At 65.8% G+C, this 24,106-nt stretch carries 25 protein-coding genes; 10 read left to right on the forward strand and 15 right to left on the reverse strand.

Features of this window, described 5'->3' with window-relative positions; all coding sequences use genetic code 11:
* Window position 1 precedes the first annotated feature (1 nt).
* On the forward strand, window positions 2–292 hold the full coding sequence (locus BIWAKO_RS10260; protein WP_043237017.1) for a 4a-hydroxytetrahydrobiopterin dehydratase: 291 nt from the start codon (window positions 2–4) through the stop codon (window positions 290–292).
* On the opposite strand, the gene BIWAKO_RS10265 is transcribed toward BIWAKO_RS10260, so the two are convergent.
* The 3 genes from BIWAKO_RS10265 to BIWAKO_RS10275 all read right to left on the reverse strand — a co-directional run bounded on the left by BIWAKO_RS10265 (window position 293) and on the right by BIWAKO_RS10275 (window position 2,943).
* Complete coding sequence (locus BIWAKO_RS10265) at window positions 293–1,456, reverse strand: GNAT family N-acetyltransferase (protein WP_176733297.1); 1,164 nt, start codon at window positions 1,454–1,456, stop codon at window positions 293–295. It abuts the gene before it with no gap.
* A complete protein-coding gene (locus BIWAKO_RS10270) occupies window positions 1,456–2,094 on the reverse strand; it encodes a DUF6875 domain-containing protein (protein WP_141740039.1) in 639 nt (212 codons plus the stop codon). The genes BIWAKO_RS10265 and BIWAKO_RS10270 overlap by 1 nt, the downstream gene beginning before the upstream one ends.
* Window positions 2,095–2,157: 63 nt before the next feature.
* Entirely contained in the window at window positions 2,158–2,943 is a 786-nt protein-coding gene (locus BIWAKO_RS10275) for an RluA family pseudouridine synthase (RefSeq protein WP_069878619.1), read from the reverse strand.
* A 71-nt stretch (window positions 2,944–3,014) separates the two neighbouring features.
* Between BIWAKO_RS10275 and ftsY the strand changes: the two genes are divergently transcribed.
* Entirely contained in the window at window positions 3,015–4,250 is a 1,236-nt protein-coding gene (gene ftsY, locus BIWAKO_RS10280) for a signal recognition particle-docking protein FtsY (RefSeq protein WP_069878620.1), read from the forward strand.
* Entirely contained in the window at window positions 4,247–4,873 is a 627-nt protein-coding gene (locus BIWAKO_RS10285; RefSeq protein ID WP_244523403.1) for a septation protein A, read from the forward strand. Before ftsY ends, BIWAKO_RS10285 begins: the two co-directional genes overlap by 4 nt.
* Window positions 4,874–5,067: 194 nt before the next feature.
* On the opposite strand, the gene BIWAKO_RS10290 is transcribed toward BIWAKO_RS10285, so the two are convergent.
* Entirely contained in the window at window positions 5,068–5,853 is a 786-nt protein-coding gene (locus BIWAKO_RS10290) for an SDR family NAD(P)-dependent oxidoreductase (RefSeq protein WP_069878621.1), read from the reverse strand.
* Between the two features lie 179 nt (window positions 5,854–6,032).
* On the opposite strand from BIWAKO_RS10290, the gene BIWAKO_RS10295 reads away from it, so the two are divergent.
* A complete protein-coding gene (locus BIWAKO_RS10295) occupies window positions 6,033–6,407 on the forward strand; it encodes a YkvA family protein (protein ID WP_069878622.1) in 375 nt (124 codons plus the stop codon).
* Window positions 6,408–6,414: 7 nt separating this feature from the next.
* Here the strand turns inward: BIWAKO_RS10295 and BIWAKO_RS10300 are convergent, their stop codons facing one another.
* On the reverse strand, window positions 6,415–7,389 hold the full coding sequence (locus BIWAKO_RS10300; protein WP_069878623.1) for an NADPH:quinone oxidoreductase family protein: 975 nt from the start codon (window positions 7,387–7,389) through the stop codon (window positions 6,415–6,417).
* Between the two features lie 243 nt (window positions 7,390–7,632).
* On the opposite strand from BIWAKO_RS10300, the gene BIWAKO_RS10305 reads away from it, so the two are divergent.
* The 3 genes from BIWAKO_RS10305 to BIWAKO_RS10315 all read left to right on the forward strand — a co-directional run bounded on the left by BIWAKO_RS10305 (window position 7,633) and on the right by BIWAKO_RS10315 (window position 10,038).
* Window positions 7,633–8,226, forward strand: coding sequence for a hypothetical protein (locus tag BIWAKO_RS10305; protein WP_084651246.1), 594 nt, complete (start codon window positions 7,633–7,635; stop codon window positions 8,224–8,226).
* A gap of 102 nt (window positions 8,227–8,328) precedes the next feature.
* Window positions 8,329–9,552 carry a dual-specificity RNA methyltransferase RlmN gene (gene rlmN, locus BIWAKO_RS10310; RefSeq protein WP_069878624.1) on the forward strand — a complete coding sequence of 408 codons (1,224 nt, stop codon included), beginning with the start codon at window positions 8,329–8,331 and terminating at the stop codon, window positions 9,550–9,552.
* A gap of 3 nt (window positions 9,553–9,555) precedes the next feature.
* On the forward strand, window positions 9,556–10,038 hold the full coding sequence (locus tag BIWAKO_RS10315) for a hypothetical protein (protein ID WP_069878625.1): 483 nt from the start codon (window positions 9,556–9,558) through the stop codon (window positions 10,036–10,038).
* A gap of 92 nt (window positions 10,039–10,130) precedes the next feature.
* On the opposite strand, the gene ggt is transcribed toward BIWAKO_RS10315, so the two are convergent.
* Complete coding sequence (gene ggt, locus BIWAKO_RS10320) at window positions 10,131–11,903, reverse strand: gamma-glutamyltransferase (RefSeq protein ID WP_069882339.1); 1,773 nt, start codon at window positions 11,901–11,903, stop codon at window positions 10,131–10,133.
* Window positions 11,904–12,069: 166 nt separating this feature from the next.
* On the opposite strand from ggt, the gene BIWAKO_RS10325 reads away from it, so the two are divergent.
* The 3 genes from BIWAKO_RS10325 to BIWAKO_RS10335 all read left to right on the forward strand — a co-directional run bounded on the left by BIWAKO_RS10325 (window position 12,070) and on the right by BIWAKO_RS10335 (window position 14,141).
* Window positions 12,070–12,678, forward strand: a complete 609-nt coding sequence (locus BIWAKO_RS10325; protein WP_069878626.1) for a LemA family protein — start codon at window positions 12,070–12,072, stop codon at window positions 12,676–12,678.
* Window positions 12,679–12,768: 90 nt separating this feature from the next.
* Window positions 12,769–13,536 (forward strand): TPM domain-containing protein, encoded by a 768-nt coding sequence (locus BIWAKO_RS10330; protein WP_244523404.1) that lies wholly within the window; start codon window positions 12,769–12,771, stop codon window positions 13,534–13,536.
* On the forward strand, window positions 13,536–14,141 hold the full coding sequence (locus BIWAKO_RS10335) for a TPM domain-containing protein (protein ID WP_069878628.1): 606 nt from the start codon (window positions 13,536–13,538) through the stop codon (window positions 14,139–14,141). Before BIWAKO_RS10330 ends, BIWAKO_RS10335 begins: the two co-directional genes overlap by 1 nt.
* Before the next feature lie 4 nt (window positions 14,142–14,145).
* Here BIWAKO_RS10335 and BIWAKO_RS10340 read toward each other — a convergent pair whose 3' ends face one another.
* From BIWAKO_RS10340 to acnA, 9 genes are all read right to left on the reverse strand, one after another.
* On the reverse strand, window positions 14,146–14,886 hold the full coding sequence (locus BIWAKO_RS10340) for a DUF1223 domain-containing protein (protein ID WP_069878629.1): 741 nt from the start codon (window positions 14,884–14,886) through the stop codon (window positions 14,146–14,148).
* Window positions 14,887–14,953: 67 nt separating this feature from the next.
* A complete protein-coding gene (locus tag BIWAKO_RS10345; protein WP_074471531.1) occupies window positions 14,954–15,934 on the reverse strand; it encodes a lipid A biosynthesis lauroyl acyltransferase in 981 nt (326 codons plus the stop codon).
* Between the two features lie 103 nt (window positions 15,935–16,037).
* Window positions 16,038–17,060 carry a zinc-binding dehydrogenase gene (locus BIWAKO_RS10350; RefSeq protein ID WP_069878630.1) on the reverse strand — a complete coding sequence of 341 codons (1,023 nt, stop codon included), beginning with the start codon at window positions 17,058–17,060 and terminating at the stop codon, window positions 16,038–16,040.
* A gap of 39 nt (window positions 17,061–17,099) precedes the next feature.
* Window positions 17,100–17,846, reverse strand: coding sequence for an SDR family NAD(P)-dependent oxidoreductase (locus BIWAKO_RS10355; RefSeq protein WP_069878631.1), 747 nt, complete (start codon window positions 17,844–17,846; stop codon window positions 17,100–17,102).
* Window positions 17,843–19,126 carry a beta-ketoacyl-ACP synthase gene (locus BIWAKO_RS10360; protein WP_069878632.1) on the reverse strand — a complete coding sequence of 428 codons (1,284 nt, stop codon included), beginning with the start codon at window positions 19,124–19,126 and terminating at the stop codon, window positions 17,843–17,845. The genes BIWAKO_RS10355 and BIWAKO_RS10360 overlap by 4 nt, the downstream gene beginning before the upstream one ends.
* 10 nt (window positions 19,127–19,136) lie before the next feature.
* On the reverse strand, window positions 19,137–20,267 hold the full coding sequence (locus BIWAKO_RS10365; protein WP_069878633.1) for a beta-ketoacyl-ACP synthase: 1,131 nt from the start codon (window positions 20,265–20,267) through the stop codon (window positions 19,137–19,139).
* 1 nt (window position 20,268) lies between these two features.
* Window positions 20,269–20,730: a 3-hydroxyacyl-ACP dehydratase FabZ family protein gene (locus BIWAKO_RS10370; RefSeq protein WP_069878634.1), complete on the reverse strand. Its 462-nt coding sequence runs from the start codon at window positions 20,728–20,730 to the stop codon at window positions 20,269–20,271.
* A 146-nt stretch (window positions 20,731–20,876) separates the two neighbouring features.
* A complete protein-coding gene (locus tag BIWAKO_RS10375) occupies window positions 20,877–21,158 on the reverse strand; it encodes an acyl carrier protein (RefSeq protein ID WP_043242327.1) in 282 nt (93 codons plus the stop codon).
* A gap of 221 nt (window positions 21,159–21,379) precedes the next feature.
* The gene (gene acnA, locus BIWAKO_RS10380; protein ID WP_069878635.1) at window positions 21,380–24,079 is read right to left on the reverse strand and encodes an aconitate hydratase AcnA; all 2,700 of its coding nucleotides are present in this window, start codon (window positions 24,077–24,079) and stop codon (window positions 21,380–21,382) included.
* Window positions 24,080–24,106 lie beyond the last annotated feature (27 nt).

Raw genomic sequence — 24,106 nt, forward strand, 5'->3', positions numbered from 1 at the left:
CATGCGCAAGCGACTGAGTGCCGAAGCTCGTAACGAAGCGCTCATGACGCTGGTGGGCTGGAAACTGGTCGAGGGTCGTGAGGCCATCGCCAAGCGCTTCATCTTCCATGATTTCAACGAGGCGTTCGGCTGGATGAGCCGCGTGGCGCTGCTGGCCGAAAGGATGGACCATCATCCGGAATGGTCGAATGTCTACAAGACGGTCGAAGTGACGCTGGCAACGCATGATGCCGGCGGGCTGACCGAGCTCGACGTCAAGCTCGCCCGTGCCATGGACGCCATGGCCGGCTGATCAGCCAGCCCTGCCCCAGGTCGCGACACGGCGTGCAATACCGGGTGGAAGTCTCTTGGCCGCGCTCTTCAGAACGGGCCGCAAGCGTTGGAAACCGACGCTGCAGGCGACCCGCCCCTTGAGGGAGAGCGGCAGCAGGAGGTCGCTGACACCGGTCTGCCCGTCGGCATGCTCAAGCTTGTAGGCATCCGACGGGGCCAGCAGGTCGAACACGGCATTGCCGCGTGCCCTGGCGCTGGCGAAGCTGTGATGAATCAGGATGCTGCCGACGCCGCCGCGCTCGAAATCGGGGTGGGGTGCAAGGACATGGCCGAAGCTGCGGCCCTTGCAGTCAAGCGAGAGGTCGATGCCGATCGGGGCGCCATCGCAGCATATCGCGGAGACGCGCAGCGAGCTTCCTCCGTCCGCATCTCCTGCAAAATCCCGAAAAAAAGCCGCGAAGCGTGGATCGTCGATCGTCGGCGCGACGGTGCCATGGCGCAGCAGCGAGGCTTGCTTGAACGCCACGGCGTCGCCGGCAAGGGCTGCGGCGGCGGGACCGGGCGGCGGCGCCTCGAAGCTGATCGTGCCGCGCTCCTCGAGCCGGCGCAGGCGCCGACGGTAATTCGAACGTTCGCGAGCGGGATAGGCGCTGCTTGGGCCGTTCGTGCCGACCCGCCAGACCAGATCGGCAAAGGGGGCGTTGAGCTGCTCGATCGGCATGGCTTCACTGAGCAGTCCGGACACGGCGAGAACGGAGTCTGCTCGCAGTTTGCGCGCCTCGAACAGATCAGCACCCAGTGCGCGCACGGCGCGCCAACCCGTTCGCAAGAGTGTATCGCGGTCAGGGCCGGGCTCGACGAGGATGTCACCGAATTGCGCGACCGGGATGCCCATGAAGCGGAGGGTCTCGAGGCTGCAGCGGCGCTGCCGGACGAGCGGCCAGAGCATCGCAAGGACACCTTGGCGGCGTGCGATGACGATGCTGAGCCGGCCATGCCCCTCGAGATAATGCGCGGCCCAGTGCTTCAGGAAGACGTGGCTCTGGAAGACCTGGTGAGGCAGGGCGACGCGCGCAAAGAACGCGTCCCATTCCGGCTGGAGCGCGAGAAAATCATCGCGCTCGGTAATGACCTCTGTCGTCACGGCTCCACCGACCTCGGAGCCATCCCGCCGCTTGCTCATCATTGGGCTCCGGCGCGCAGATGTGCGATCAGCCGCTTCGACCCTGCGATCGGGAAGCGGGCGAGATAGGGCAGGAGCAGCAGCGGGTGCCTGGCGGCGAAGGGCGCGTCATGCTCGACCATGTGGCGGATGGCGATGACAGGCAGAGGCGCGCGCAGCGGCCGGAAATCGGAATTCCAGAGGCCTGGCGCCTCCGACGTCGCATGCATCAGCCCGATCATGCGGTTGCGCCGCAGCGAGTAGAATTTGTGACGGTCCTGGACGCGCTTAAGCATGGCGATGCCGTCCGGGCCGTCGCATTTCGGAAAGCCGATGATCACCGTGCGGAAATGCCGCATGCCGGCCTTGCAGGGGATGGCGTCGAGCGTGCTGAAGCCGCTGCGAACCAGGGCGAAAGCCGCATCCTCTTCTGTGGCGCGTTCCTCGGAAATGGCGAGGCGGACCGTATCGAGCCGGGCCGCCTGGCGTGTGAAGGGGCAGACGGCGCCGGCCCGGCCGAGATCGGCATGACACTGCATCAGATAGTCTTCGACCCAGGAGAGCAGTGTCGCCAGCGGTGCATCCGGGCCGGCCTCATGCGCGGATTGGCGCGCAGCGTCGAGCGTCATCAGCCCGCCGGGCCCGGCTCTGCTGCTCAAGGTCGCTGACTCCGGCATCAATGCACGCTCCGGTTGCTATTCCCTAGGGATAGCAAGCTCAAATTAGCGAAGGGTTGATGACGGTTCGCCTTGCTCGGCAGCCGCGTTAGGATTCGCGAAAGATTTGCTCCAGCCGCAGAGCCCGAGCGCCTCCAGCATGTGTGAGGGCGGGGGCGCCTCGATTCTGATCGGCTCGCGCTTGCGATAGAGCGGAACGCTGACAGCGCGGGCATGGAGCTGGAGTCCTGGTCCACCATCGCGCGGCGCCGAGCCGTAGACTTCGTCACCCAGCATGGGCCAGCCGGAGGCTGCGCAATGCACCCGCAATTGGTGTGTACGGCCGGTGAGCGGCTCGAGTTCGAGCCATGTCAAACCCTCCGCGCGACCCAGCACGCGATAACGGGTTTGTGAAGGCAATCCCTCCGGGTCGACCTTCATCCACCAGCCGCGTTCGGGAGAACGCCTGGCGAGGGGCAGATCGATCAGGCCTTCCTCGTCCGGCGGAGCCCCCTCGACGATAGCCCAATAGGTTTTGTCGATGCGGCCGTCGCGGAACAGCTGGTTGAGCTCGGCCATCGCGCGTGGGTGGCGGCCGAGGATGAGGCAGCCGGATGTATCCTTGTCGAGCCGGTGGGCGGCTTCCGGCCGTCGTGGCAGACCAAAGCGCAGGGCGTCGAGATAATCGGTCAGCACGGGAATGACGCGGCGCTTTGCCTGAGGGCCGCGATGCGAAGGCAGGCCGGCGGGCTTGTCGATCACCAGCATCATCGCGTCGCGATAAAGCAGTGGCACCGGCAAGGCCGCTTCTGGGGTCTCGCGCGAAATTGCTGGTTGATCCGGTCTGCTCATGGCATTGCGCTATCCAAACCAGCGGTGTGGCGCAACTCGGGCGCCCGGCCTGCAGGATGACGGGACGAGTGATGAGCGAGAGCGAACCGAAAAAACGCGGCTTCTTTTCGAGGCTGTTCGGGCTGGAGCAGGAACAGTCCAAACCCGCTCCTGAAAGCGCAGCCGAACCCTCCCCGGACGTGCCGGATGCCGGAGCCGAGCCGGCTCCTGACGCTGTACCCGATGCGCCAATAGCCCCCGATCTGCTGATTGGCGAGGCTGCGCCCCTGCCGATCGCGATGCCGGAGGTGGAACCCGAACCGGAGCTCGAACCCGCGCCCGCGCCGGTTTTGCCCATGGCATCCGGACAACCCGTGGAGCCGACTCCGGCACCGCAGCCGAAGCGCAGCTGGTGGCGCAGGCTGGCGGACGGGCTCTCCCGGACCTCCTCGGCGCTGACCACAGGCATCACCGAGCTCTTCACCAAGCGCAAGCTCACTGCCGCCACGCTGGAGGATCTCGAAGACATCCTGATCCAGGCCGATCTTGGCCTCGCCACCTCGGCGCGCGTCGCCAAGGCGGTGGGCGAGGGACGCTATGACAAGGAGATCGAGCCGGAGGAGGTGAAGGCCATCCTGGCGCGCGAGGTCGAGAGCATTCTGACGCCGGTGGCGCACCCCTTGACGATCGACGCCACGAAAAAGCCGTTCGTGATCCTGATGGTCGGGGTCAATGGCTCCGGCAAGACGACGACGATCGGCAAGCTGGCTGCGAAATTCCGTGCCGAAGGCAAGTCGGTGATGCTCGCTGCGGGCGACACGTTCCGCGCAGCTGCGATCGAGCAGCTCAAGGTCTGGGGCGAGCGCACGGGTGCGGAGGTTGTCTTTGGTCAGCAGGGTGCGGATGCATCGGGATTGGCCTTTGAGGCGCTGCAGAAAGCCAGGGCCAACGGGGTCGATATCCTTCTCGTCGACACGGCCGGCCGGCTGCAGAACAAGGCAGGGTTGATGGACGAGCTCGCCAAAGTGGTGCGGGTGATCCGCAAGCTCGACGCGGAGGCGCCGCATGCAGCCTTGCTGGTGCTCGACGCGACGGTGGGCCAGAATGCGATCTCGCAGGTCGAGGCCTTTCGCGAGACGGCTGGCGTGACCGGGCTGGTGATGACGAAGCTCGACGGCACGGCGCGCGGCGGCATCCTCGTGGCGCTCGCCGCCCAGTTTGGCCTGCCGGTGCATTTCATCGGCGTCGGCGAGAGTGTCGAGGATCTGGAACCATTCTCCGCACGTGATTTTGCACGCGCGGTTGCTGGATTGGGAGAAGCTGCGTGAGCGAGAGTCTGGCCGGGACGACTAAGGACAAGGGCGTTAACCCGCTGCTCAAGCTCGGCCTCGAGTTCGGGCCGCTGGCCATATTCTTTTTCGCCAATTCCTATGGCGACCGCCTGTTCGGCGTCGCCGAAGACCGGCGCATCTTTGTCGCGACCGGCATCTTCATCGTGGCGTCGCTTGTCTCGCTCGCCCTGTCGCGTGTGTTGCTCCACCATCTGCCGCGCATGGCGATCGTCAACGCGGTCGTGGTGACGGTCTTTGGCGGGCTGACGCTGGCGCTCGACGATGCCTTCTTCATCAAGGTGAAGCCGACCATCGTCAACACGCTGTTCGGCTGCATCCTGCTTGGCGGACTGTTCTTCGGGCGTTCGCTGCTGGCGCTCGTGCTCGAGACCGTCCTGCAGCTCGACGAGGAAGGCTGGCGCAAGCTCACCTTCCGCTGGGGCCTGTTCTTCTTCGTCCTTGCCGCGCTGAACGAGATTGTCTGGCGCACGCAGACGCAGGATTTCTGGGTCGCCTTCAAGGTCTGGGGCGTGATGCCGCTGACCATGGCCTTTGCCCTGGCTCAGACGCCACTGATCCTGAAGCATGAGATCAAGCCGCCTGCGACGCCCGGAAAATAGGGCGTCCTTGCAAGGGGTGGCACGGCTGCCCGCGGCGTTGTGGCCTCGCCCGCCAGCGATGAAGAGGCCGGCGCCATGTTCTGCGCCACGCTCCTTGCGCCTCGGGCGCAAGCACGAGGCGGCGACGCAATGCGGTGGGACCTCTACCGAGACAAGACGGGTGCGCGGTCTTCAGGATTATTTGACGCAGTGCGCTATTTCGGTGCGAGCCGGATCGCGCCGTCGAGGCGGATTGCCGTGCCGTTCAGCATGTCGTTCTCGACGATGCTCCTGACCAGCGCGGCATATTCGGCGGGGCGGCCGAGGCGCGAGGGGTGCGGGATCGAGGCTTCCAGCGCCTGGCGATAGTCGTCCGGTACCGACGCGAACATGGGAGTCTCGAACAGGCCGGGCATGATCGTCATGACGCGGATGCCAAGCTGGGCGAGGTCACGCGCGATCGGCAGCGTCATGCCGACAATGCCGCCCTTCGAGGCGGAATAGGCCGCCTGGCCGATCTGGCCATCCTCGGCCGCGACCGAAGCCGTGCAGATGAAGACTCCGCGCCCGCCATCGGGCGTGACCGGTGGCTCCGCGGCGAGTGCGAGCGCCGAGCGTGCGATCATGCGGAAAGTGCCGGCGAGGTTGACGGCGAGCGTCTTCTCGAAGGTCGCGAGGTCGTGAGCCACGAGTTCGCCGGTCTCACGCTTCTTCGAGACGACACGGCGGCCCGGGGCGATTCCGGCGCAGTTCACCAGGATGCGCTCGATGCCATGCGCCCGACGAGCCGTGAGCAGGGCTTCGTCGACCGAGGCATCGTTCGAGACATCGCAAAGGGCAAAGACGCCGCCGATTTCGCTCGCCACCTGTTTGCCGCGCTCGGCATTCATGTCGAAGATGGCAACCTTGGCGCCCTGGGAGGCGAGCATGCGTGCGGTGCCTTCGCCGAGGCCGGACGCGCCGCCGGTAACGATGGCTGCGATGGACGAATCGAGCTTCATGTCAGGTCCCTGTTCGCAAAAATGGCTGGACCAGCCTTAATCCGCGCCATCGGCCGCTCCAAGGACGATTCTTGGCGCAACCCTTGTGCAGCCTTGCGACCGGGGCCACATTTCCGGCGCGGGAAATGTGTATTCCGCACTGGGCCGAGGTTTTCAGGTCCGTCCACGGAGAGAGAGGAATGAGCGAGGGTTTCAGTTCGCGTTTCAGCGCCGAAGAGATGGCGGCGATCCGGCGGAGCCTGCGCGACGAAGCGCGTTTCGGCGCCGATCTGATGAGCCTTCTCAAGCGGGTCGCCAAGCGCATCCCCTTTGCCGAGGACCTGCTGGCAGCCTATTTCTGTACCCGCGATCCGGCGACCCCCCGGCGTGTCCGGCTGACGTTGCTGGCCGCGCTCGGCTATTTCGTGCTGCCGATCGATGCGATTCCCGACATCATGCCGATTCTTGGCTTCAGCGACGATGCGGCCGTGATGGCGGCTGCGATCGCCGCGGTTGCGGGGTCGATCACGCCGGAGCATCGCCAGAAGGCGCAGGACACGCTGGCGGGGCTTTGAGCCCCGTTCAGGGCGTCAGGACGATCTTGCCCTGCGCCTTGCGATCCCCGATCATCGCAAACGCTTCTGTAGCGCGTTCGAGCGGGAAGGTGGCGTGAACATGGGCGCTGATGCGCCCGGCTGCGGCCCATTCCAGCAGTCGTTCCATGTTGCGGCGATGCGCCGCCGGTTCGCGCGCGACGAACTCACCCCAGAACACGCCGCGCAGGTCGCAACTCCTGAGGAGCAGCAGGTTGAGTGGAATCTTCGGGATCGCGCCGCCGGCAAAGCCGACAACGAGATAGCGCCCCTCCCAGGCCATGGCGCGCAATGCCGGCTCGGCGAGATCGCCGCCAACCGTGTCGTAGAGCACGTCGACGCCACGGTTCTCGGTCAGGCGCCGCAGGCCCGCCTTCACATCCTCGATGCTGTAATCGATCTCCTCCTGGGCGCCATGTTCACGCGCCAGCGCCAGCTTCTCCGGCGAGGAGGCGCAGGCGATGACATGGCCGCCGAGCAAGGCGCCGATCTCGACGGCGGCGAGGCCTGCGCCGCCGCCCGCGCCGAGAATGGCCAGGGTCTCGCCGGCCTTGAGCCCGGCGCGCTGGATGAGGCCGTGCATCGCGGTGCCATAGGTCACGAAGAGCCCGGCAGCCTGCGCGTCATCAAGGGTATCCGGCACGCGCACGATCGCCCGAGAGGAGACCGCGACCTTTTCACGCGCCCCACCATGCCCGAGCCATACGGCAACACGCTCGCCGATGCGCCACCCTTCGACATCGCGGCCGATCGCGCTGATGATGCCCGCGCATTCGCCTGCTGGCGAGAAGGGCAGGGGCGGCTTGGTCTGGTAGCGATTCTGGATGATCAGCGTGTCGAAGAAGTTCAGCGCCGCCGCCTTGACGGTGATGACAACCTCGCCCGGGCCCGGCTTCGGATCGGGCAGGTCACGGATCACGAGGTTTTCTGCTGGCCCGTGGGTCTCGCAAAGCAGTGCTTTCATCTCTACGCACCGTCCTCAGCCTGGCTCGTGCCTGCGATTCCGCCCGGACACCGCCGATCACCGCTTGTTTCCAGGCGGATTGTGCCACGGCGCCGGTGCGAGCGGAACCTTGCTCGCGGCAGCGTCATATTCGCATTTTCGCCAGGATCGTGACATCCTATGGTTCAGGCATTCTTGAGGTTCCGCGCAAAATGCTTCGGAAATAGAGATGCTGTTAACATTTCTGCTGATTGATGGCGGTCGATGATTCTCAACTACTTCCGAACCGGCGTCACCGCCACCCGGCATGCGAAACTGGCCTCGGCGCTTGTCGCGCTGGCCTTGCCGTTTCTGATTTCCCCGGCCCAGGCGCAGCGAGCGCCTGCTCCGGCCCAACGCGCTGCGGCTTCGGGCCAGGCGCAGGCGATGCTGCTCGAGACTGCCGGGAAATGGCAGGCCTTCTCGTCGCAGCAGGGCCGATCCAAGGTCTGCTACGCGCTTTCCAAGGCGGAAACCCGCATCCCTGCCAATCTCAAGGATGTCGAAGGCATGCTCTTCGTCTCCAGCCGCCCCACCGAAGGGGTGCGCAACGAGATCAGCCTGGTGATGAATTTCGACCTCAAGGAAGATGTCGAGCATCAGGCGATCATCGGCAATGAGCGCTTCGCGCTTGTCGCCAAGGGCCAGAACATGTGGCTCAAGAATCCGGCTGAGGAAGGCCGCATGCTCGACGCGCTGCGCAAGGGCGCGAGCCTCGAGGTCAAGGGCATGTCGAAACGCGGCAATCCGACCAGCGACAAATACTCGCTCGCCGGCCTCAACCAGATCGTCAAGCGCGCCGAAGACGCCTGCAAGTAACGCGGGCAGGCGGCGCATTTCCGCCGATTTCGCGCTTTATGCGGATTATGATATGAGCCCGCCGAGCGCGGGCGCATGATGCCCGCTTGAGCCCGAGTTCCGATGTCCCTGTCCGTCCCTGCTTCCCCCGCTCCGGCGGCCGAACCCGTTTTGCGACCTGCCTCGCTGGTCGGGCGCACACGCGCCGGCTTATCCGATGCGCTGGCTGAAATCGGCGTTTCCGAGAAGGAGCGACGCATGCGCGTCGGCCAGCTCTGGAACTGGATCTATCATTACGGCGTCCGCGATTTCTCCGCGATGACAACGATCAGCAAGGTCTTGCGCGCTGCGCTGGCCGAGCGTTTCACGCTCGATTTGCCGGAGGTAACGGCCGAGCAGGTCTCGAGCGATGGCACACGCAAATGGCTGCTGCGGATGCCTCCGGTCGGTGCACGAGATCGTGGTGCCGAGATCGAATGCGTCTATATCCCCGAGGTCGACCGCGGCACGCTCTGTGTCTCGAGCCAGGTCGGCTGCACGCTCAGCTGCACCTTCTGCCACACCGGTACGCAGCGCCTGGTGCGCAACCTCACCACCGAGGAGATCGTGGCGCAGCTGATGGTGGCGCGCGATCGTCTCGGCGACTTCCCCGGGCGCACGCCGCCCGAGGGTGCTTTCGTGCCGAATGACGGTGGCCGCTTCGTCTCGAACATCGTCTTCATGGGCATGGGCGAGCCGCTCTATAATTTCGACGGCGTCCGCGATGCGATCGACGTGATCTCGGACAATGAGGGCTTGTCGCTCGGCCGTCGCCGCATCACGGTTTCGACCTCCGGCGTGGTGCCGCAGATCGAAGCGCTCGGCGCGGAGATGGGCACGATGCTGGCGATCTCGCTGCATGCCGTGCGCGACGACCTGCGCAATGAACTGGTCCCCCTGAACAAGAAGTACCCGATCCGCGACCTGCTCGAGGCCTGCCGCAACTATCCCGGCCTGTCGAACGCCAAGCGCATCACCTTCGAGTACGTGATGCTGAAGGGCGTCAACGACAGCGATGCCGAGGCGCGCGAACTCGTCAGGCTGCTCAAGGGCATTCCGGCCAAGATCAACCTGATCCCGTTCAATCCCTGGCCCGGCACGCGCTATGAATGCTCTGACTGGGACCGGATCGAGCGCTTCTCCGAGATCGTCTACCGCGCAGGCTACGCTTCGCCGGTGCGCACGCCACGCGGGCGCGACATCCTCGCCGCCTGCGGCCAGCTCAAGAGCGAAACCGAAAAGCTCTCGGCTCGTGCCCGGCTAATGCTGGAGCAGAGCGAGGCCGAAGCTGCGGCGCTGGCGAGCTGACATATGCTGCGTTGGCTGCTGTTGATTCCGTTCGCGCTGCTCGTTGCGATGGGATTTGGGATGTTTGCCCTGCTCATCGCGAGCGTGGTTTCGCCTGACATCGCGCTGCTGATCGGCGGCGGCTTCGAGCGCCTGCTCACAGCGCTTTTCGCCCAGGCCGAGAGCGGCTTCGATCCCGGCCCCACGGCGGAAGCTGCCTTCACGCTGCTCGGCCGGTTGGGCTTTGCAATCATGGTCGCGCCGGTCGTTCTCGTCGCGGTCGGCTCCGAGCTCTTCCGCATCCGCAGCGGGCTGATCCAGAGCGGGCTGACAGGCATGTTCGCGGCGCTGCTGCCGCTCGCCATGCTGCGGCTGTCACGCGCACCGACGGCGAGCGAGACACAGATCATTGCAGCGCTGTTCCTGGTCGGGGCCGCCACCGGCTTCGTCTACTGGCTGATCGCCGGACGCGGCGCGGGCGGGGAACGGCCGGTCGGGCAGGCTTAGCGCTTGCCGCCTGTCTCGGGCGCATTGCCGTCCCGGGACATTCCGAAGCCGATGAGGCCCGGAATTCGCCCGGGCATGATGTGCCGGACCCGTTAGTCGCCGATCGCCACGCCCTCGCGCCGGCCGTCGGCTCCCCCGACAAAGCCTTCAGGGGTCTTGACGATCGCCTGGATGCCGGAGGTCATTTCCAGCAGCCTGACCTCATGGCCCTTGGCCTCGAGCGCTGTCTTCCAGGCCTCGGCCTCAGTGCCCTTTTCAAGCTCGGTGGGGCCATTGCGGCTGCCGAAATTGGCGAAGTCGACGGCGGCCTGCGGATCCATCTTCCAGTCCAGCAGGGCGACCAGCGTCTTGCCGACAAAGCCGATGATCTGGCTGCCCCCGGGCGAGCCGACCACGGCGTAGAGCCGGCCGAAGGCATCGAACACCAGAGTTGGCGCCATAGAGGAGCGCGGGCGCTTTCCGCCCTCGACGCGGTTGGCGACGGGCTTGCCCTCCTCCTCCGGAGCGAAATTGAAATCGGTCAGCTCGTTGTTCAGCAGGAAGCCGCCCCTGGTCATCTGCCGCGAGCCGAATCCATCCTCGATCGTCGTGGTCATCGCGACCGCATTGCCATCGGCATCGATCACCGAGATGTGGCTCGTGCCGTTCTCGATGCCGTCCGAGGGGGCAAAGAGCTGGGCCCGCTTGTTGGGGGGATCGCCGGGCTTGGCGCGGCCCATCGACTTGTCGGGGCTGACGAGCCCGGCGCGCGAGCGGATGTAGTCGCGGTCGATCAAGCCGCTGACCGGCACGCTGACAAAAGCCGGGTCGGCGAGGAAGAGCGCGCGGTCGGCGAAGGCAAGGCGACCTGCCTCGCTGAACCAGTGTGCACTCTCGGCGGAGGGGCCGAGGCGGGCCATGTTCTGGGTTTCGAGCACGCCGAGCATCTGCTGGACGGCGATCGCGCCGGAGCTCGGCGGTCCCATGCCGCAAATCCGCCAGACCCGATAGGAGCCGCAGACCGCCTCTCGCTCCTCGACCTTGTAGGCCTGCAGATCCGCGAGCGTCATATCGCCCGGATTGGTCTTGTGGCCAGTCACGGTCGAGACGATGTCCTCGGCGATCGGCCCGGAGTAGAAAGCGTCGGACCCTCTCTCGGCGACGGCGCGAAGCGTCGCGGCGAAGGCCGGATTCTTCAAGACCGTGCCCACCGCCTTGGCCTTGCCGTCCGGTTCGTAGAAATAGGCGGCGGCGCGCGGGTCCTTCGCGAGATTCGTCTCGCCGGAAAGCAGGCCGTTGAGGCGCGGCGAGATGGTGAACCCATCTTCCGCGAGCTTGATTGCGGGGGCCATGACAGTGGCCCAGGGCAACCTGCCCCAGCGCTTGTGCGCCTCCTCCAGCAGCTTGACCGTGCCGGGCACACCGACCGAACGGCCGCCGACGACGGCGTCGATGAATTTCATCGGCTTGCCCTCGGGACCGATGAAGCGGTCGGGTTTCGCGGCCTGCGGAGCGCGCTCGCGGCCGTCCAGCGTGACGAGTGTTCGTCCGGCCTCGTCCCAGTGCACGAAGAATGCACCGCCACCGATGCCCGAGCTCTGCGGCTCGACCAGATTGAGCACGAGCTGGATCGCGATGGCGGCGTCCGTGGCGCTGCCGCCGGCGCGCAGGATGTCGCGGCCGGCGCTGGCGGCGAGCGGGTTGGCGGCGGCCGCCATGTAGCGCTGCGCGGTGCCGACGGCCTTGGCGATTCGGCCGGTCGCAGCTTCAGGCGCGGGCGCAAGGGGCTGTGAGGCCGCGCCTCCTGCCCAGAAGGCGCTGGCGGCGGCCAGTGCAAGAAGGGGTGATCGTCCGGCGCGTCGCGATGTGGAGAACGAGAAGTTCATGCTGGCGATCTCCCGCTGCAGGCTGACGCGCATCCCAGCAGCGGAAGGGCTGCGATGCAAGGTCCGGATAACGCAACGGGTGATTGTACGAGCTGCCTTTCACCCGCTCGAGCGGAGCGCTAAGCTCCGAATCGATCGCTCGATCATTGCCAAAAGGGGCATCGACATGTCGTTCGCGCTCTCTACCGTTCGTCGTCGCAGCCTTGCGCTTGCGGCCGTCACCCTCTTCGGCCTCGTGCTCGCGGGCTGCGGCATCAACAATGTGCCGACACTCGAGGAGAGGGCCAAAGCAGCCTGGAGCGAGGTCCAGAACCAGTATCAACGCCGCGCCGACCTGATCCCCAATCTGGTCGAGACCGTGAAGGGCTATGCCTCGCAGGAGCGTGAGGTGCTGACGCAGGTGATCGAGGCGCGCGCCAAGGCGACGCAGGTCAAGGTCGACGCTTCGACCATCACCGATCCCGCGAAGTTCAAGGAATACCAGGATGCGCAGAATGCCCTGACGGGCGCTCTGGGGCGGCTCCTGGTCACGGTCGAGCGCTATCCGGAGCTCAAGTCGAACCAGAACTTCCTCGCCCTGCAGTCTCAGCTTGAAGGCACAGAGAACCGTGTTGCGGTGGCCCGGCGCGACTACATCCAGGCGGTGCAGAGCTTCAACACCGAGATCCGCACCTTCCCCGGCGTGATCTGGGCGCGGCTGTTCTGGGGCGCAAAGGCGATGGAGACCTTCTCCGCGGCAGCGGGCGCAGAGAAGCCGCCGGAGGTGAAGTTCTAAGGGGCGCCCGGGGTGCTCCGGTTCGCTCACGAAACAGGCCGGGTAGCCCCTCTTCCAGAAGGGAGAGGGGTTCTCCGTTATCTCTCCCTGTTGCTTGTCCTGCTCTGGGCCGGCTTCGCGCTTGCCGCCGATCCCAATTTTCCTGCTCTGACCGGTCGCATCGTCGACAGCGCCAATCTGCTCGATGCCGCGGCGCGCAGCCGCATCGAGCAGAAGCTGCAGGCCCATGAAGCGAAGACGAGCGATCAGGTCGTGATCGCGACCGTGCCGTCGCTCCAGGGCTACGCCGTCGAGGATTTCAGCAATCGCCTGTTCCGGCACTGGCAGCTCGGCGAGAAGGCCAGGAACAACGGCGTGTTGCTGCTCGTCGCTCCGAACGAGCGCAAGGTCCGCATCGAGGTTGGCTATGGGCTGGAGGGCGCGCTCACCGATGCGCTCTCGAAAGTCATCATCACCACAGCCATGGCACCGAAGTTCAAGACGGGCGATTTTGCCGGAGGCATCGAGGGCGGCGTCGATGCGATCCTGAGCATTCTGGCTGGAGATGCCGAAGAATGGCAGCGCCGTGCGACCGTCCGCAGTGATGAAAGCAGCTTCGGGGAGGATGTGGCCGTCATCCTGGTGATGTTCTTCATCTTCATCGTCGTGGTCAGCATCCTGCGTGGCCTGAACCAGCAAGGCGGCGGGCGCAGGCACCGGATGCGCGATGGCCGCTGGGTGACGTTGCCGCCGACCGGCTCAGGTTGGGGGACCGGGACTGGTTCCGGCTGGAGCGGGGGCGGGGGCTGGGGTTCCGGCGGGGGCTTTTCAGGAGGCGGAGGCTCGTCTGGCGGCGGTGGTGCTTCTGGGAGTTGGTGATGGATACGCAAGACCAGGAGGCGATCGCTGAAGCAGTGCGGCAGGCGGAAAGCCTGACCTCCGGCGAGATCGTTGTGGTGATCGACCGCGCTGCGAGCAGCTACCACACCGTGCCGCTGGTGATGGCGCTGGTGCTGGCCCTGTTCGTGCCCTGGCCGCTATTGATGCTGACCGCAACCAGCGCCCCGCGAATCTTCCTGATCCAACTCGTCTGCGCTGCGGTTCTGATGGTGACGCTGCTCTGGTATGGGCGCGGTGGACGCTTCGTGCCTGGCTTCGTCAAGCGCCGGCGGGCCCATGACGTGGCCCTGCGCGAGTTTACGGCGCGCGGCCTCACCCGCACGCGTGGGCGCACAGGCGTCCTGCTCTACATTGCCCTGCAGGAGCGCTACGCCGAGATCGTCGCGGATATCGGAATAGACGAGACGATCGATCAGGCGGTCTGGCGTGGCATCATCGAGCCGCTGCTCGGGGCAGCGAAGGAGGACCGCCTGCGCGAAGGCCTGATCGATGCCGTTGGAGCCGTCGGCAGCGTTCTCGCCCGCCATGCGCCGCCAGCGGCAGACGACGTCGACGAGCTGCCGAACAAGGTGGTCCTGCTCTGAAACCTCAGCGCGGGCTGCGCGCGGCGCCCAGGATCACCCGATTGGGCTGGTCGCCCTGCACCAGGACGACATAAGCGTCGGCATTCGGAAGTTGTGCCGTCGCCAGTGGGACCGACATCGTCGTTGCCGCTCCGGTCCATTCGCCGATCTTGACGATGCCGCGCACGACATTGGCGTATGTCACCGATTTACCCTTGTTCTCGCCGCGTTCGATGGGAACCGTGACAAGGCGCGAGATCGGCACCAGCCAGACACCGCCGCCGCGCTCGCTGCCGGCGCCGGTGGGATCGAGCTTGATGCTCAGGTGGCCGGAGGCTTCCGACAGGGCGACGGAGACCGGTAGAGCCGGGCTCGCGTGCTCCTTGAGCGATTGCTCGATCTGGGCCTTGTCGGAGCCGACCATATGCGAAGCGCCGTTGATCACGGCCTGAGGCGTGTAGATCTGGCCGTCGCCGCGCCCCTTGGCGTAGTATTTCTGGCGCTTGCTGAAAACGTCCTGGCCGAGCGTGTCCTTCCAGCCGAGATAATCCCAATAGGTCACCGGCATGGTGAGGGCGATCAGGCTCGGATCCTTGGCCAATTCGACGAAGAGCGCGTCTGCCGCGGGGCAGGACGAGCAGCCCTGGCTGGTGAAAAGTTCGATCACCGCCCTTGGGGGCTTGGCCGGCGTCTGGGCAAGCGCTGTCGCGCCGCCAAACGTGAGGGCAGCAAGGAAGGCAGAAAGGGCGCGTATCCGGCGGGTCATTCTCGAAACTCGGCTTCAAGCTGACTGCAAGATGTTACCAAAGCGCTCAATGAGCCTCACTTGGAAATCACGTTGCCTTGAATTTGGGCTGCGGCCAGGTCGTATCCCCGTAATTCGCCAGCGCAGCCGACTTGATCATGTTCGGACGCCAGCGCCGATGCATCCAGAGCCATTGCTCAGGGTGCTCGCGCACCCAGCCTTCCACCACCGCGGTCATCATCGCCATGGCGCCCGTGACATCGATCTCGCCGGCTTCGTCGCGGGGCAGGTCGAGCGGTGGCGTCAGTTCAAGCCGGAAGCGCTGCCCCGGCAGCCGGATGACCCGCACGCCATGGACCGGGCAGTCGAACCGGCGTGCGAACTTGCCGAGGATCGGATTGGTCAGGGCCGGGCGGCCCAGGAAAGGGATCACCACGCCCCGGGTGAAATGCTGGTCGATCAGCATGCCGAGATGGCCATCCCTCTCGAGCACGCCCTGCATCGCGAAGGCAGCACCCTGCTTCGCGGCGGCAAGTCCGCCCATGGCGCCGGAGCGAATCTCGTGCACCACGTTGGCGATTGCCGGATCATTCGGCGCGCGGAAGACCGCGGTGGTGTCGAGCTCGTAGGCCGCGGCACAGATCGCCGGCAGCTCCCAGTTGGCGAGATGCGCCGAGAAGATCAGTCCTGGCTTCTGGTCATCCTTCAGCGCGACGAAATGCTCGATGCCGGAGACCTCGACCCGCGAGGGAGCATCCCGGTTGTCGTCGTCATAGTCGAACAGGGTCTTGAGATGAGCGTACTCGGCAGCGGTGCGGCCGAGATTCTCCCAGGCTCCCCGCGCGATCGCCCGGACTTCGGCCTCGTTCTTCTCGGGGAAGGCGGCACGGATATTGGCCAGTGCGACGCGATTGACCGGGATCAGCGGGCTGACGCTGCGCAGCAGCCAGCCTCCGAGGTCACTGGCGCGTTCCGGCCCGAGCAGGCGCAGGAAGCCGAACAGAGCCCGGATCAGGCCGATCATGATGGCCGCAACGAGCCGGCCCGCGAAGTGCTTCAAACGTCTCAATGCCGCGAGGGCCTCTTTCCGAAGAGCCGGAAAGGCCCGGCGCCAGCCGCGCGACTTGCGTCAGGAATACGCGCCGGTCAAGTCTGGCGCGCGATTCCGGGGCTCAGAAGGCAACAATGACCTTGCCGAAGACCTTGCGGCCCTCGAGTCGGGCGAGCCCCTTCTCGAAATCCTCGAGCGGGAAGACCGAGTCGATCACCGGCTTCGTGCCGCCCGCCATCTTCTCCAGCGACTGCGCGATGTTCTCGATGCGGCAGCCGAAGGAGCCGAAGATGCGGTATTGCTGCTGGAAGAGCTGCATCAGGTTCATTGTGGTCGAGGGGCCAGACGTCGCGCCGCAGGTGACGAGCCTGCCGCCGCGCTTCAGGCAAAGCAGCGAGCCATTCCAGGTATCGGCACCGACATGCTCGAAGACGACATCGACGCCCTTGCGCTTGGTGAGCTGGCGCACTTCGCCCTCGAAGCGCTCGGTCTTGTAGTTGACCACGAAATCGGCGCCGAGCGCCTTGGCCTTGGCGCCCTTCTCATCGTCGCCGACGGTGGTGTAGACGGTGCAGCCGATCGCCTTGGCCATCAGGATCGCGGCGGTGCCGATGCCGGAGCCGCCGGCGTGAACGAGAATGGATTCACCCGGCTCCAGCTTGGCATTGTCGAAGAGCATGTGCTGCACCGTGCCGAAGCCGATCGGCGCGCAGGCGGCCTCCTCAAAGGACACGCCCTTCGGAGCCTTGATCACGAGGCGCTCGGGCCGGTTGATCAGCTCGCGGGCGAAACCGTCGATATGGAAACCCATGATGCCGGCGACATTCTCGCAGAGATTGTCGCGACCCTCGCGGCAGGCCTTGCAGTGACCACAGGTCTCGGCGCCGTACATGGTGACGGTGTCGCCTTCCCGGAAACGGCTGACACCTTCGCCGACAGCCACCACCTCGCCTGCGGCCTCGACACCGGCCGCCTGAGGCATCTTGCGCTTGGCGAAGGCCATGCCGCGGAAGCCCCAGACATCGAGATAGTTCAGGCCGACGGCGCGCACGCGAATCTGCACCTCGCCGGCAGCTGGCGGCGGCGGCGGGTCGATTTCTGTCAGGCGCAGGTCACGGTCGCCGAAGAGCTGGAGGGAACGCATGTCGAGCCTTTCAAATACATGTCTGCCGGCTGAGCGCGCTCAGCGATGCACGCCGAGCTGTGCCGTCAGGCCACCGTCGATCGGCAGCACGGTGCCGGTGATATAGGCGGCCGGGGGGCTCATCAGGAAGGCGGCGAGCCCGGCGATCTCCTCGGGCTTCGCGAAGCGGCCGGCGGGGATCTGGCTTTCCATCTTTTCCCGATAGGCGGCGTAGGGTGCCATCATGTCGGTATCGATGAAGCCCGGCGCGATCACGTTGACGGTGACGCCGCGCTTGCCGGTTTCGACGGCCAGGGTGTTGGCGTAGGAAATCAGCGCGCCCTTCGAGGCGGCATAGGCGGCATTGCCCGGATTGCCGCGCAGCGCGGCCACTGATCCGATCGCGACGATCCGTCCGCTGCGGGCGCGCAGCATGCCGCGCATCAGGCTCTTGGCAAGGCGAGTGAAGGCCCAGAAATTGACCTGCATGGTCGCTTCTGCCTTGTCCTGCACCATCATCGCTGCGAGCGAGTCATAGGGCTGTCCGGCGTTGTGGATGAAGCCGAAATAGCTGTCGCCCTCGACCGTCTCGCAGAATGTGTCCAAAGCCGTCTTGTCGGCGAGATCGAGCGGCAGCGCGCGAACGGCCTGGCCTGGATGCGCCGCGCCGATCTCGGCTGCCAGCGCCAGTGCCTGACCGGTCGATGACCGATAGGTGAAATCGACATCATGTCCTGCCGCTGCGAGCGCGCGCACGATCTCGGCGCCAACGCCCTTGGCGCCGCCGGTGACGAGAATGCGGGTCATGCCGCCTCCGGGGGGGCGGTCAGCACGAGACAGGTGTTCTGCCCGCCGAAGCCGAAGGAATTGGAGATGACGGTCCTGACCTTGGCGTCGCGCGCCGTATTCGGCACGACATCGAGGGCAATGGCGGCGTCGGGTAGGTTGTAGTTGATCGTCGGTGGGATGCGGCCATTGGCGATGGTCAGAAGCGAGATCACCGCTTCGACGGCACCGGCGGCCGTGAGCGTATGGCCGATCATCGACTTGTTCGAGGAGATCGGCAGGCGCGCCATGCGCTCGCCGAAGACGGCGGAGCAGCTCATCGCCTCCATCTTGTCATTCTCGGGCGTCGAGGTGCCGTGCGCGTTGATGTAGTCGACATCGTCCGGCGTCAGCCCTGCATCGGCCAGCGCATCCTGCATGGCAAGGATCGCGGGCTTGCCGTCCGGGCTCGAACGCGTGCGGTGGAAGCCGTCGCCGCGCTCGCCGCACCCAGCAACGATGCCGAGGATGGTCGCGCCCCGCGCCAAGGCGTGGTCGTAATCCTCGAGAACCAGCGCCCCGGCCCCTTCGCCCATGACGAACCCGTCGCGGTTCTTTGAAAAGGGCTTGGATGCGCCTTCCGGCGGATCGTTCTGGGTCGACAAGGCCGAGAGCAGGGAGAAGCGGATCAGCGCTTCGGCATGGACCGAGCCGTCAGTACCGACGCACAGCGCCGCGCTCGTCTCGCCGCGCCGGATCGCCTCCACGCCCATCTGGATGGCTGTCGCGCCGGAGGAGCAAGCGGTCGAGAGCGAGATCGGTGAACCCCGGGTACCAAACCGATCGGCGATGTGATCGGCGACGCCTCCGAACAGGAAGAGTTCGTGCATGGCCTTGTATTTGTGCGAGGCGGCAGCGCGCAGCAATCCGTCATAGTCGACGTCGCCGTCGATGGCTTGCGCCAGTTCCTGCTTCTGCGGCCATTCCATCTCGACGGGAGGAACGGCCATGAAGAGCTCGCCGGGAAAATCACCGTCCAAGCCGAGTCCGCTTTGGCTCACGGCCTCCTCTGCGGCGAGTGTCGCGAGCTTTTCGGAAAGCTGAGGCGCCGTGAAGGGGGCGTCGAAGAGGAAATCGACCGTGCCGGCGATGGTCGTACGCAGCCCGTCGATCGGAAAGCGCTCGATGCGGTGGATGCCCGATCGCCCGGCGGTCAGCGCTTCCCAGTTGGTCTGCTTGCCCTGGCCGAGCGAGGTGACGACACCCAGTCCGGTGACGGCGACGACGGGGCGGCCCTTGGAGTCGCGATGCTGTGCGCTCATGGCGATGTTCTCACGCTTTCACGAGGCGCGCCGCGCCTTCTCCGCGCCAATGGCCGGCGCCGGTGACGATCGCTTCGCTTGCCTGGCCATTGGCAAGGGCGATGGCGGCAAGGGCAACCGAAATGGGAAATGCCGCCTCGAGGCTGTGGCCAACGAGATCGCCAGTCGCAACGCGCTTGGCGGCTGGCAGGTTGGCGATGGCCGATGCCTCTTCGCCGGTGACGCCGGCCGCGCCGGTCGCCGCCGAGATGACGAGCGGCGAGGACGATACCGCGCCGAAGCCGGCAACCAGCTTGCGCAACGAGGCCTCGACCGCGCCCTGCTCGCTGCGGCGCGCACGGGCGGCCGCGACATGGCTGAGGCCGGCAAGAACCTTTGCGCCACGGGCCTTGGCGCGCTCGGCCGATTCCAGGACCAGGAACGCTGCCGCGCTGCCGGTGATCAGTCCTGGCGCATCTTGCCGTTCGAAGACCGGCGCGAAATCACCCTTGCGCAAATAGCCGCCGGCCTCGAGCAGCAGCAGCATGTCGCGACGCTCGGCATTGTAGGCGCCGCCGACCAGCATAACGTCTGCCTGGCTGGAGGCGACGCGGGCATGGGCGGTGCGGATGGCGTCGACGCCGGCCTGCTCTTCGCCCATGAAGGTGCGCGAGGCGCCGGTGACGCCGTGAACGATCGCGATATTGCCGGCGAGAAGATTGGAGAGCTGCGCCAGGAAGAGCGTCGGGCGCAGGTCGCCCATCAGCCGCTCGTTCAGGAAGGCGCCAGGCTGGTTCGCGCCGCGCAAGCCGGTCAGAATCGCGGAATCGACGGCATGATCACGTTCGCCACCGCCGGCGGCGACGATGACCTGGAGCTCGCTCTTGGCTTCGACGTCGTCCTTCAGGCCGGCAGCATCGAGGGCAAGGCCGGCGGCATAGACGCCAAGCCGCTGCCATGGCTCCATCTGGCGCTGGTCGGATTTCTTCGGAATCTGCCGATCGAGTTCCAGCGGCTTCAGCCGGTGCACGGGATAGGGCGCGAAACTCTCGGTATCGACGACCGGTGCCACGGAAGAGGCCAGAGCCGCTGCATGCGTCTCGATGCCTTCGCCCAGGCTGGAGGCCAGGCCGATGCCGGTGATGACGACGTCACGCATCATGTCAGTTCCGTTCCGGGACGAGGCCGATCGCCGCGATCCGTTGCTCCATCAACGTCCGCATGTCGGCCGGGAACGGCATCAGGCGGAAACGCAGCTCGGCATCGCAGATCGGCTTGCCGTCGATCGCGATCCTCGCCTTGGTGGCGGCGTAGCCCGAGCCTTCGTGAACGAGCTCTGCGCTGACATCCAGCACCGCATCAGGTTCGACGAAGGTGCGGAAGCGCGCCTTGTCGACCATCATCAGGAACGGCATCTGCTGCAACTGGTTGAGAGCGAGCAGAAGATAGCCGGAAGCCTGGGCCATGGTCTCGGTGAGGAGTACGCCGGGAACAAGCGGGTGGCCGGGGAAATGCCCCTCGAAAACGGGGCTCGCGCTCGGCACGGTCGAACGTGTGGCGATGCGCTTCTGCGACGGATCGAAGGTCACGACCGTGTCGATCATGTCGAAATATTCGAGGCGCATGCGGGTCCTGACCGGGTGGCGAGCAACAGATGCGCCGAGCGGGCGAGGGAACGCCCGGCTCGGCTGCATCATGCTCTATCGGGAGAGGGTGTCCGTCTCAAGGCCGCCTCGCAAATTCATCGAAGGGGCGGCCCTGCGAGCGAAATTCAGGCCTTCTTGGCGGCGACGAGGTCGTCGATGCGCTGGCACAGGTTCTCAAGCACGAAATACTGCTCGGCCGGCGCCTTGCCTTCGTTGACCTCCTGGGTCCACTGCTCGAGCGGCAACTTGATGCCGAAAGCCTTGTCGATCGCGAAGGCGATGTCGAGGAAGGCCAGCGAGTCGATACCGAGGTCTTCGATGGCGTGGCTCTGGGGCGTGATCTTCTCGCGAGGAATATCGCAGGTCTCCGAAATGATACCGGCGACCGTCTCGAACGTGGCGGACATGCGGGTGCTCCCGTCGTCTTGGATTGTGGCGGCGGACATCCGGGCGCGCTGGCGCGCGCCTGCCCCAAGCCCCCCGCCAAGGATGGCTGTGACGCCCCATTACACCTACGCCTGCGCGAGGACAACTGGAGGCGCCGCAAGGCGAAACAGGGCCGGCCAGAGGCCGGCCCTGCATGTCGATGTCCCCGGCGCCGTCAGACGGAGCCAGGGCAGGGCGTGGACTACGCCGCGATGCCGCGCAGCACGTAGTGCAGGATGCCGGCGTTCTTGAAGTAATCGAGCTCGTCCAGCGTATCGATGCGGCAGAGAATCGGGACCTTTTTCACCGTGCCGTCGGCGAAAGTGACCTCCGCTTCCAGCATCTGGCGTGGCTTGACCGTGGCCAGCCCCTTGATGGTGACGCTCTCATCACCCTTCAGGCCGAGCGACGCCCAGCTCGTGCCTTCCGGCAGCGTGAAGGGAACGACGCCCATGCCGACGAGGTTCGAGCGGTGGATGCGCTCGAAGCTCTGCGCGATCACGGCCTTGACGCCGAGCAGATTGGTGCCCTTCGCCGCCCAGTCGCGCGAGGAGCCGTTGCCGTATTCGACGCCGGCGAAGATGACCAGCGGCACCTTCTCCTCCTGATAACGCATGGCCGCGTCGTAGATCGGCAGCTCTTCCTTGCTGGGATAGTGGATGGTGTAACCACCCTCACGCCCATTCGGCCCCATCATGTGGTTGCGGATGCGAATGTTGGCGAAGGTGCCGCGCATCATCACCTCATGATTGCCGCGCCGCGTGCCGTACTGGTTGAAGTCGGCGACGGCGACGCCGTGCTCGGTCAGGTATTGGCCGGCAGGCGAAGCCGCCTTGATCGAACCGGCCGGTGAGATGTGGTCGGTCGTGATCTTGTCGCCGAACAGGCCGAGGATGCGCGCGCCGACGATCTCGCTGACCGGCGAAGGCTTCCTGCCCATGCCCTGGAAATAGGGCGGGTTCTGCACATAGGTCGAGGCATCGTCCCAGGCGTAGGTCTGGCTCTCCGGCGTCTTCACGTCCTGCCAGTGCTGGTCGCCCTTGAACACGTCGGCATATTTCGCCTCGAAGATGGCGCGCGTGACGTTCTGGGCGATGAAGCTCTGGATCTCCTTGTTGGAGGGCCAGATGTCCTTCAGGAAGACGGGCTGGCCATCCTTGCCCGTGCCGAGCGGCTCGGTCGTCAGGTCCTTCTGGACGCTGCCGGCGAGCGCATAGGCGACGACCAGCGGCGGCGAGGCGAGGTAGTTCGCCTGCACGTCCGGCGAGACGCGTCCTTCGAAATTGCGGTTGCCGGAGATCACGGCGCCCGCGATCAGGCCCTGATCGTTGATCGCCTTCGAGATCGGGCCCGGCAACGGGCCGGAATTGCCGATGCAGGTGGTGCAGCCGAAGCCGACCAGGTTGAAGCCGAGTGTGTCGAGGTCGGTCTGGAGGCCGGACTTGGCGAGATATTCCGCCACGACCTGCGAGCCGGGGGCAAGCGAGGTCTTGACCCAGGGCTTCACCGTCAGGCCCTTGGCGACCGCGTTGCGGGCGAGCAGGCCCGCAGCCATCAGCACCGAGGGGTTCGAGGTGTTGGTGCAGGAGGTGATGGCGGCAATGACGACGTCGCCATGGCCGAGATCATGGGCACGGCCTTCGACGGGAACACGGCGGGCGATCTCGGCGCCCTTCTTGTATTCGGTGTCCATCGCTGCGGCGAAGCCCTTGGCGACGGCGCCGAGGTCGACGCGGCCCTCCGGGCGCTTCGGGCCGGCCATCGAAGGCTGGACCGTGGTCAGGTCGAGTTCCAGCGTGTCGGTGAAGACCGGGTCCGGCGTCTCGATGGTGGCGAACAGGCCCTGTGCCTTGCTGTAGGCCTCGACCAGCGCGATCCGGTCCGACTTGCGGCCGGTGGTGGTGAGATAGTCGATCGTTTCGGCGTCGACCGGGAAGAAGCCGCAGGTTGCACCGTATTCCGGGCCCATATTGGCGATGGTGGCGCGGTCGGCGAGCGTCAGGTTGTAGAGGCCGGGGCCGAAGAACTCGACGAACTTGCCGACGACGCCCTTCTTGCGCAGCATCTGGGTGACGGTCAGCACGAGGTCGGTCGCGGTGATGCCTTCGCGCAGCGAGCCGGTGAGCTTGAAGCCGATGACCTCGGGCAGAAGCATGGACTGTGGCTGGCCGAGCATGGCAGCCTCGGCCTCGATGCCGCCCACACCCCAGCCGAGCACGGCCAGGCCGTTGACCATGGTGGTGTGCGAATCGGTACCGACGACGGTGTCGGGATAGGCGACCTCGACCTCCTTGCCGTCGATCGTCTCGGTCCGGGTCCAGACGGTCTGGGCGAGGTATTCGAGATTGACCTGATGGCAGATGCCGGTGCCGGGCGGGACGACGCGGAAATTGTCGAAGGCGCCCTGGCCCCATTTCAGGAAGCGGTAGCGCTCGCCGTTGCGCTCATATTCCAGCTCGACATTCTGCGAGAGAGCCTTGGGCGTGCCGAACTCGTCGACGATGACCGAATGGTCGATGACGAGGTCGACGGGGACGAGCGGGTTGATCTTGGCCGGATCGCCGCCGAGCGCGACGACGCCATCGCGCATCGCGGCCAGGTCGACCACTGCCGGAACGCCGGTGAAATCCTGCATCAGCACGCGTGCCGGGCGGAAGCCGATCTCCTTGCCGGCCTTGCCCTTGTCGGACAGCCAGGCAACGAAACCCTCGATGTCGGTCTTGGTGACCGAGCGGCCATCCTCGAAGCGCAGCAGGTTCTCGAGCAGAACCTTCATCGAGAAGGGAAGCTTCGAAATGCCGGGAAGGCCGTTCGCCTCGGCGTCGGGCAGGGAGTAATAAACGTAGCTCTTGCCGCCGACGTCGAGCGTCTTGCGGGACTTGAAGGAATCCTGGTTAGCCATGCGGGCATAATCCTGATCAAGGGGTTA

It is taken from the genome of Bosea sp. BIWAKO-01 (assembly GCF_001748145.1).
GTDB lineage: Bacteria > Pseudomonadota > Alphaproteobacteria > Rhizobiales > Beijerinckiaceae > Allobosea.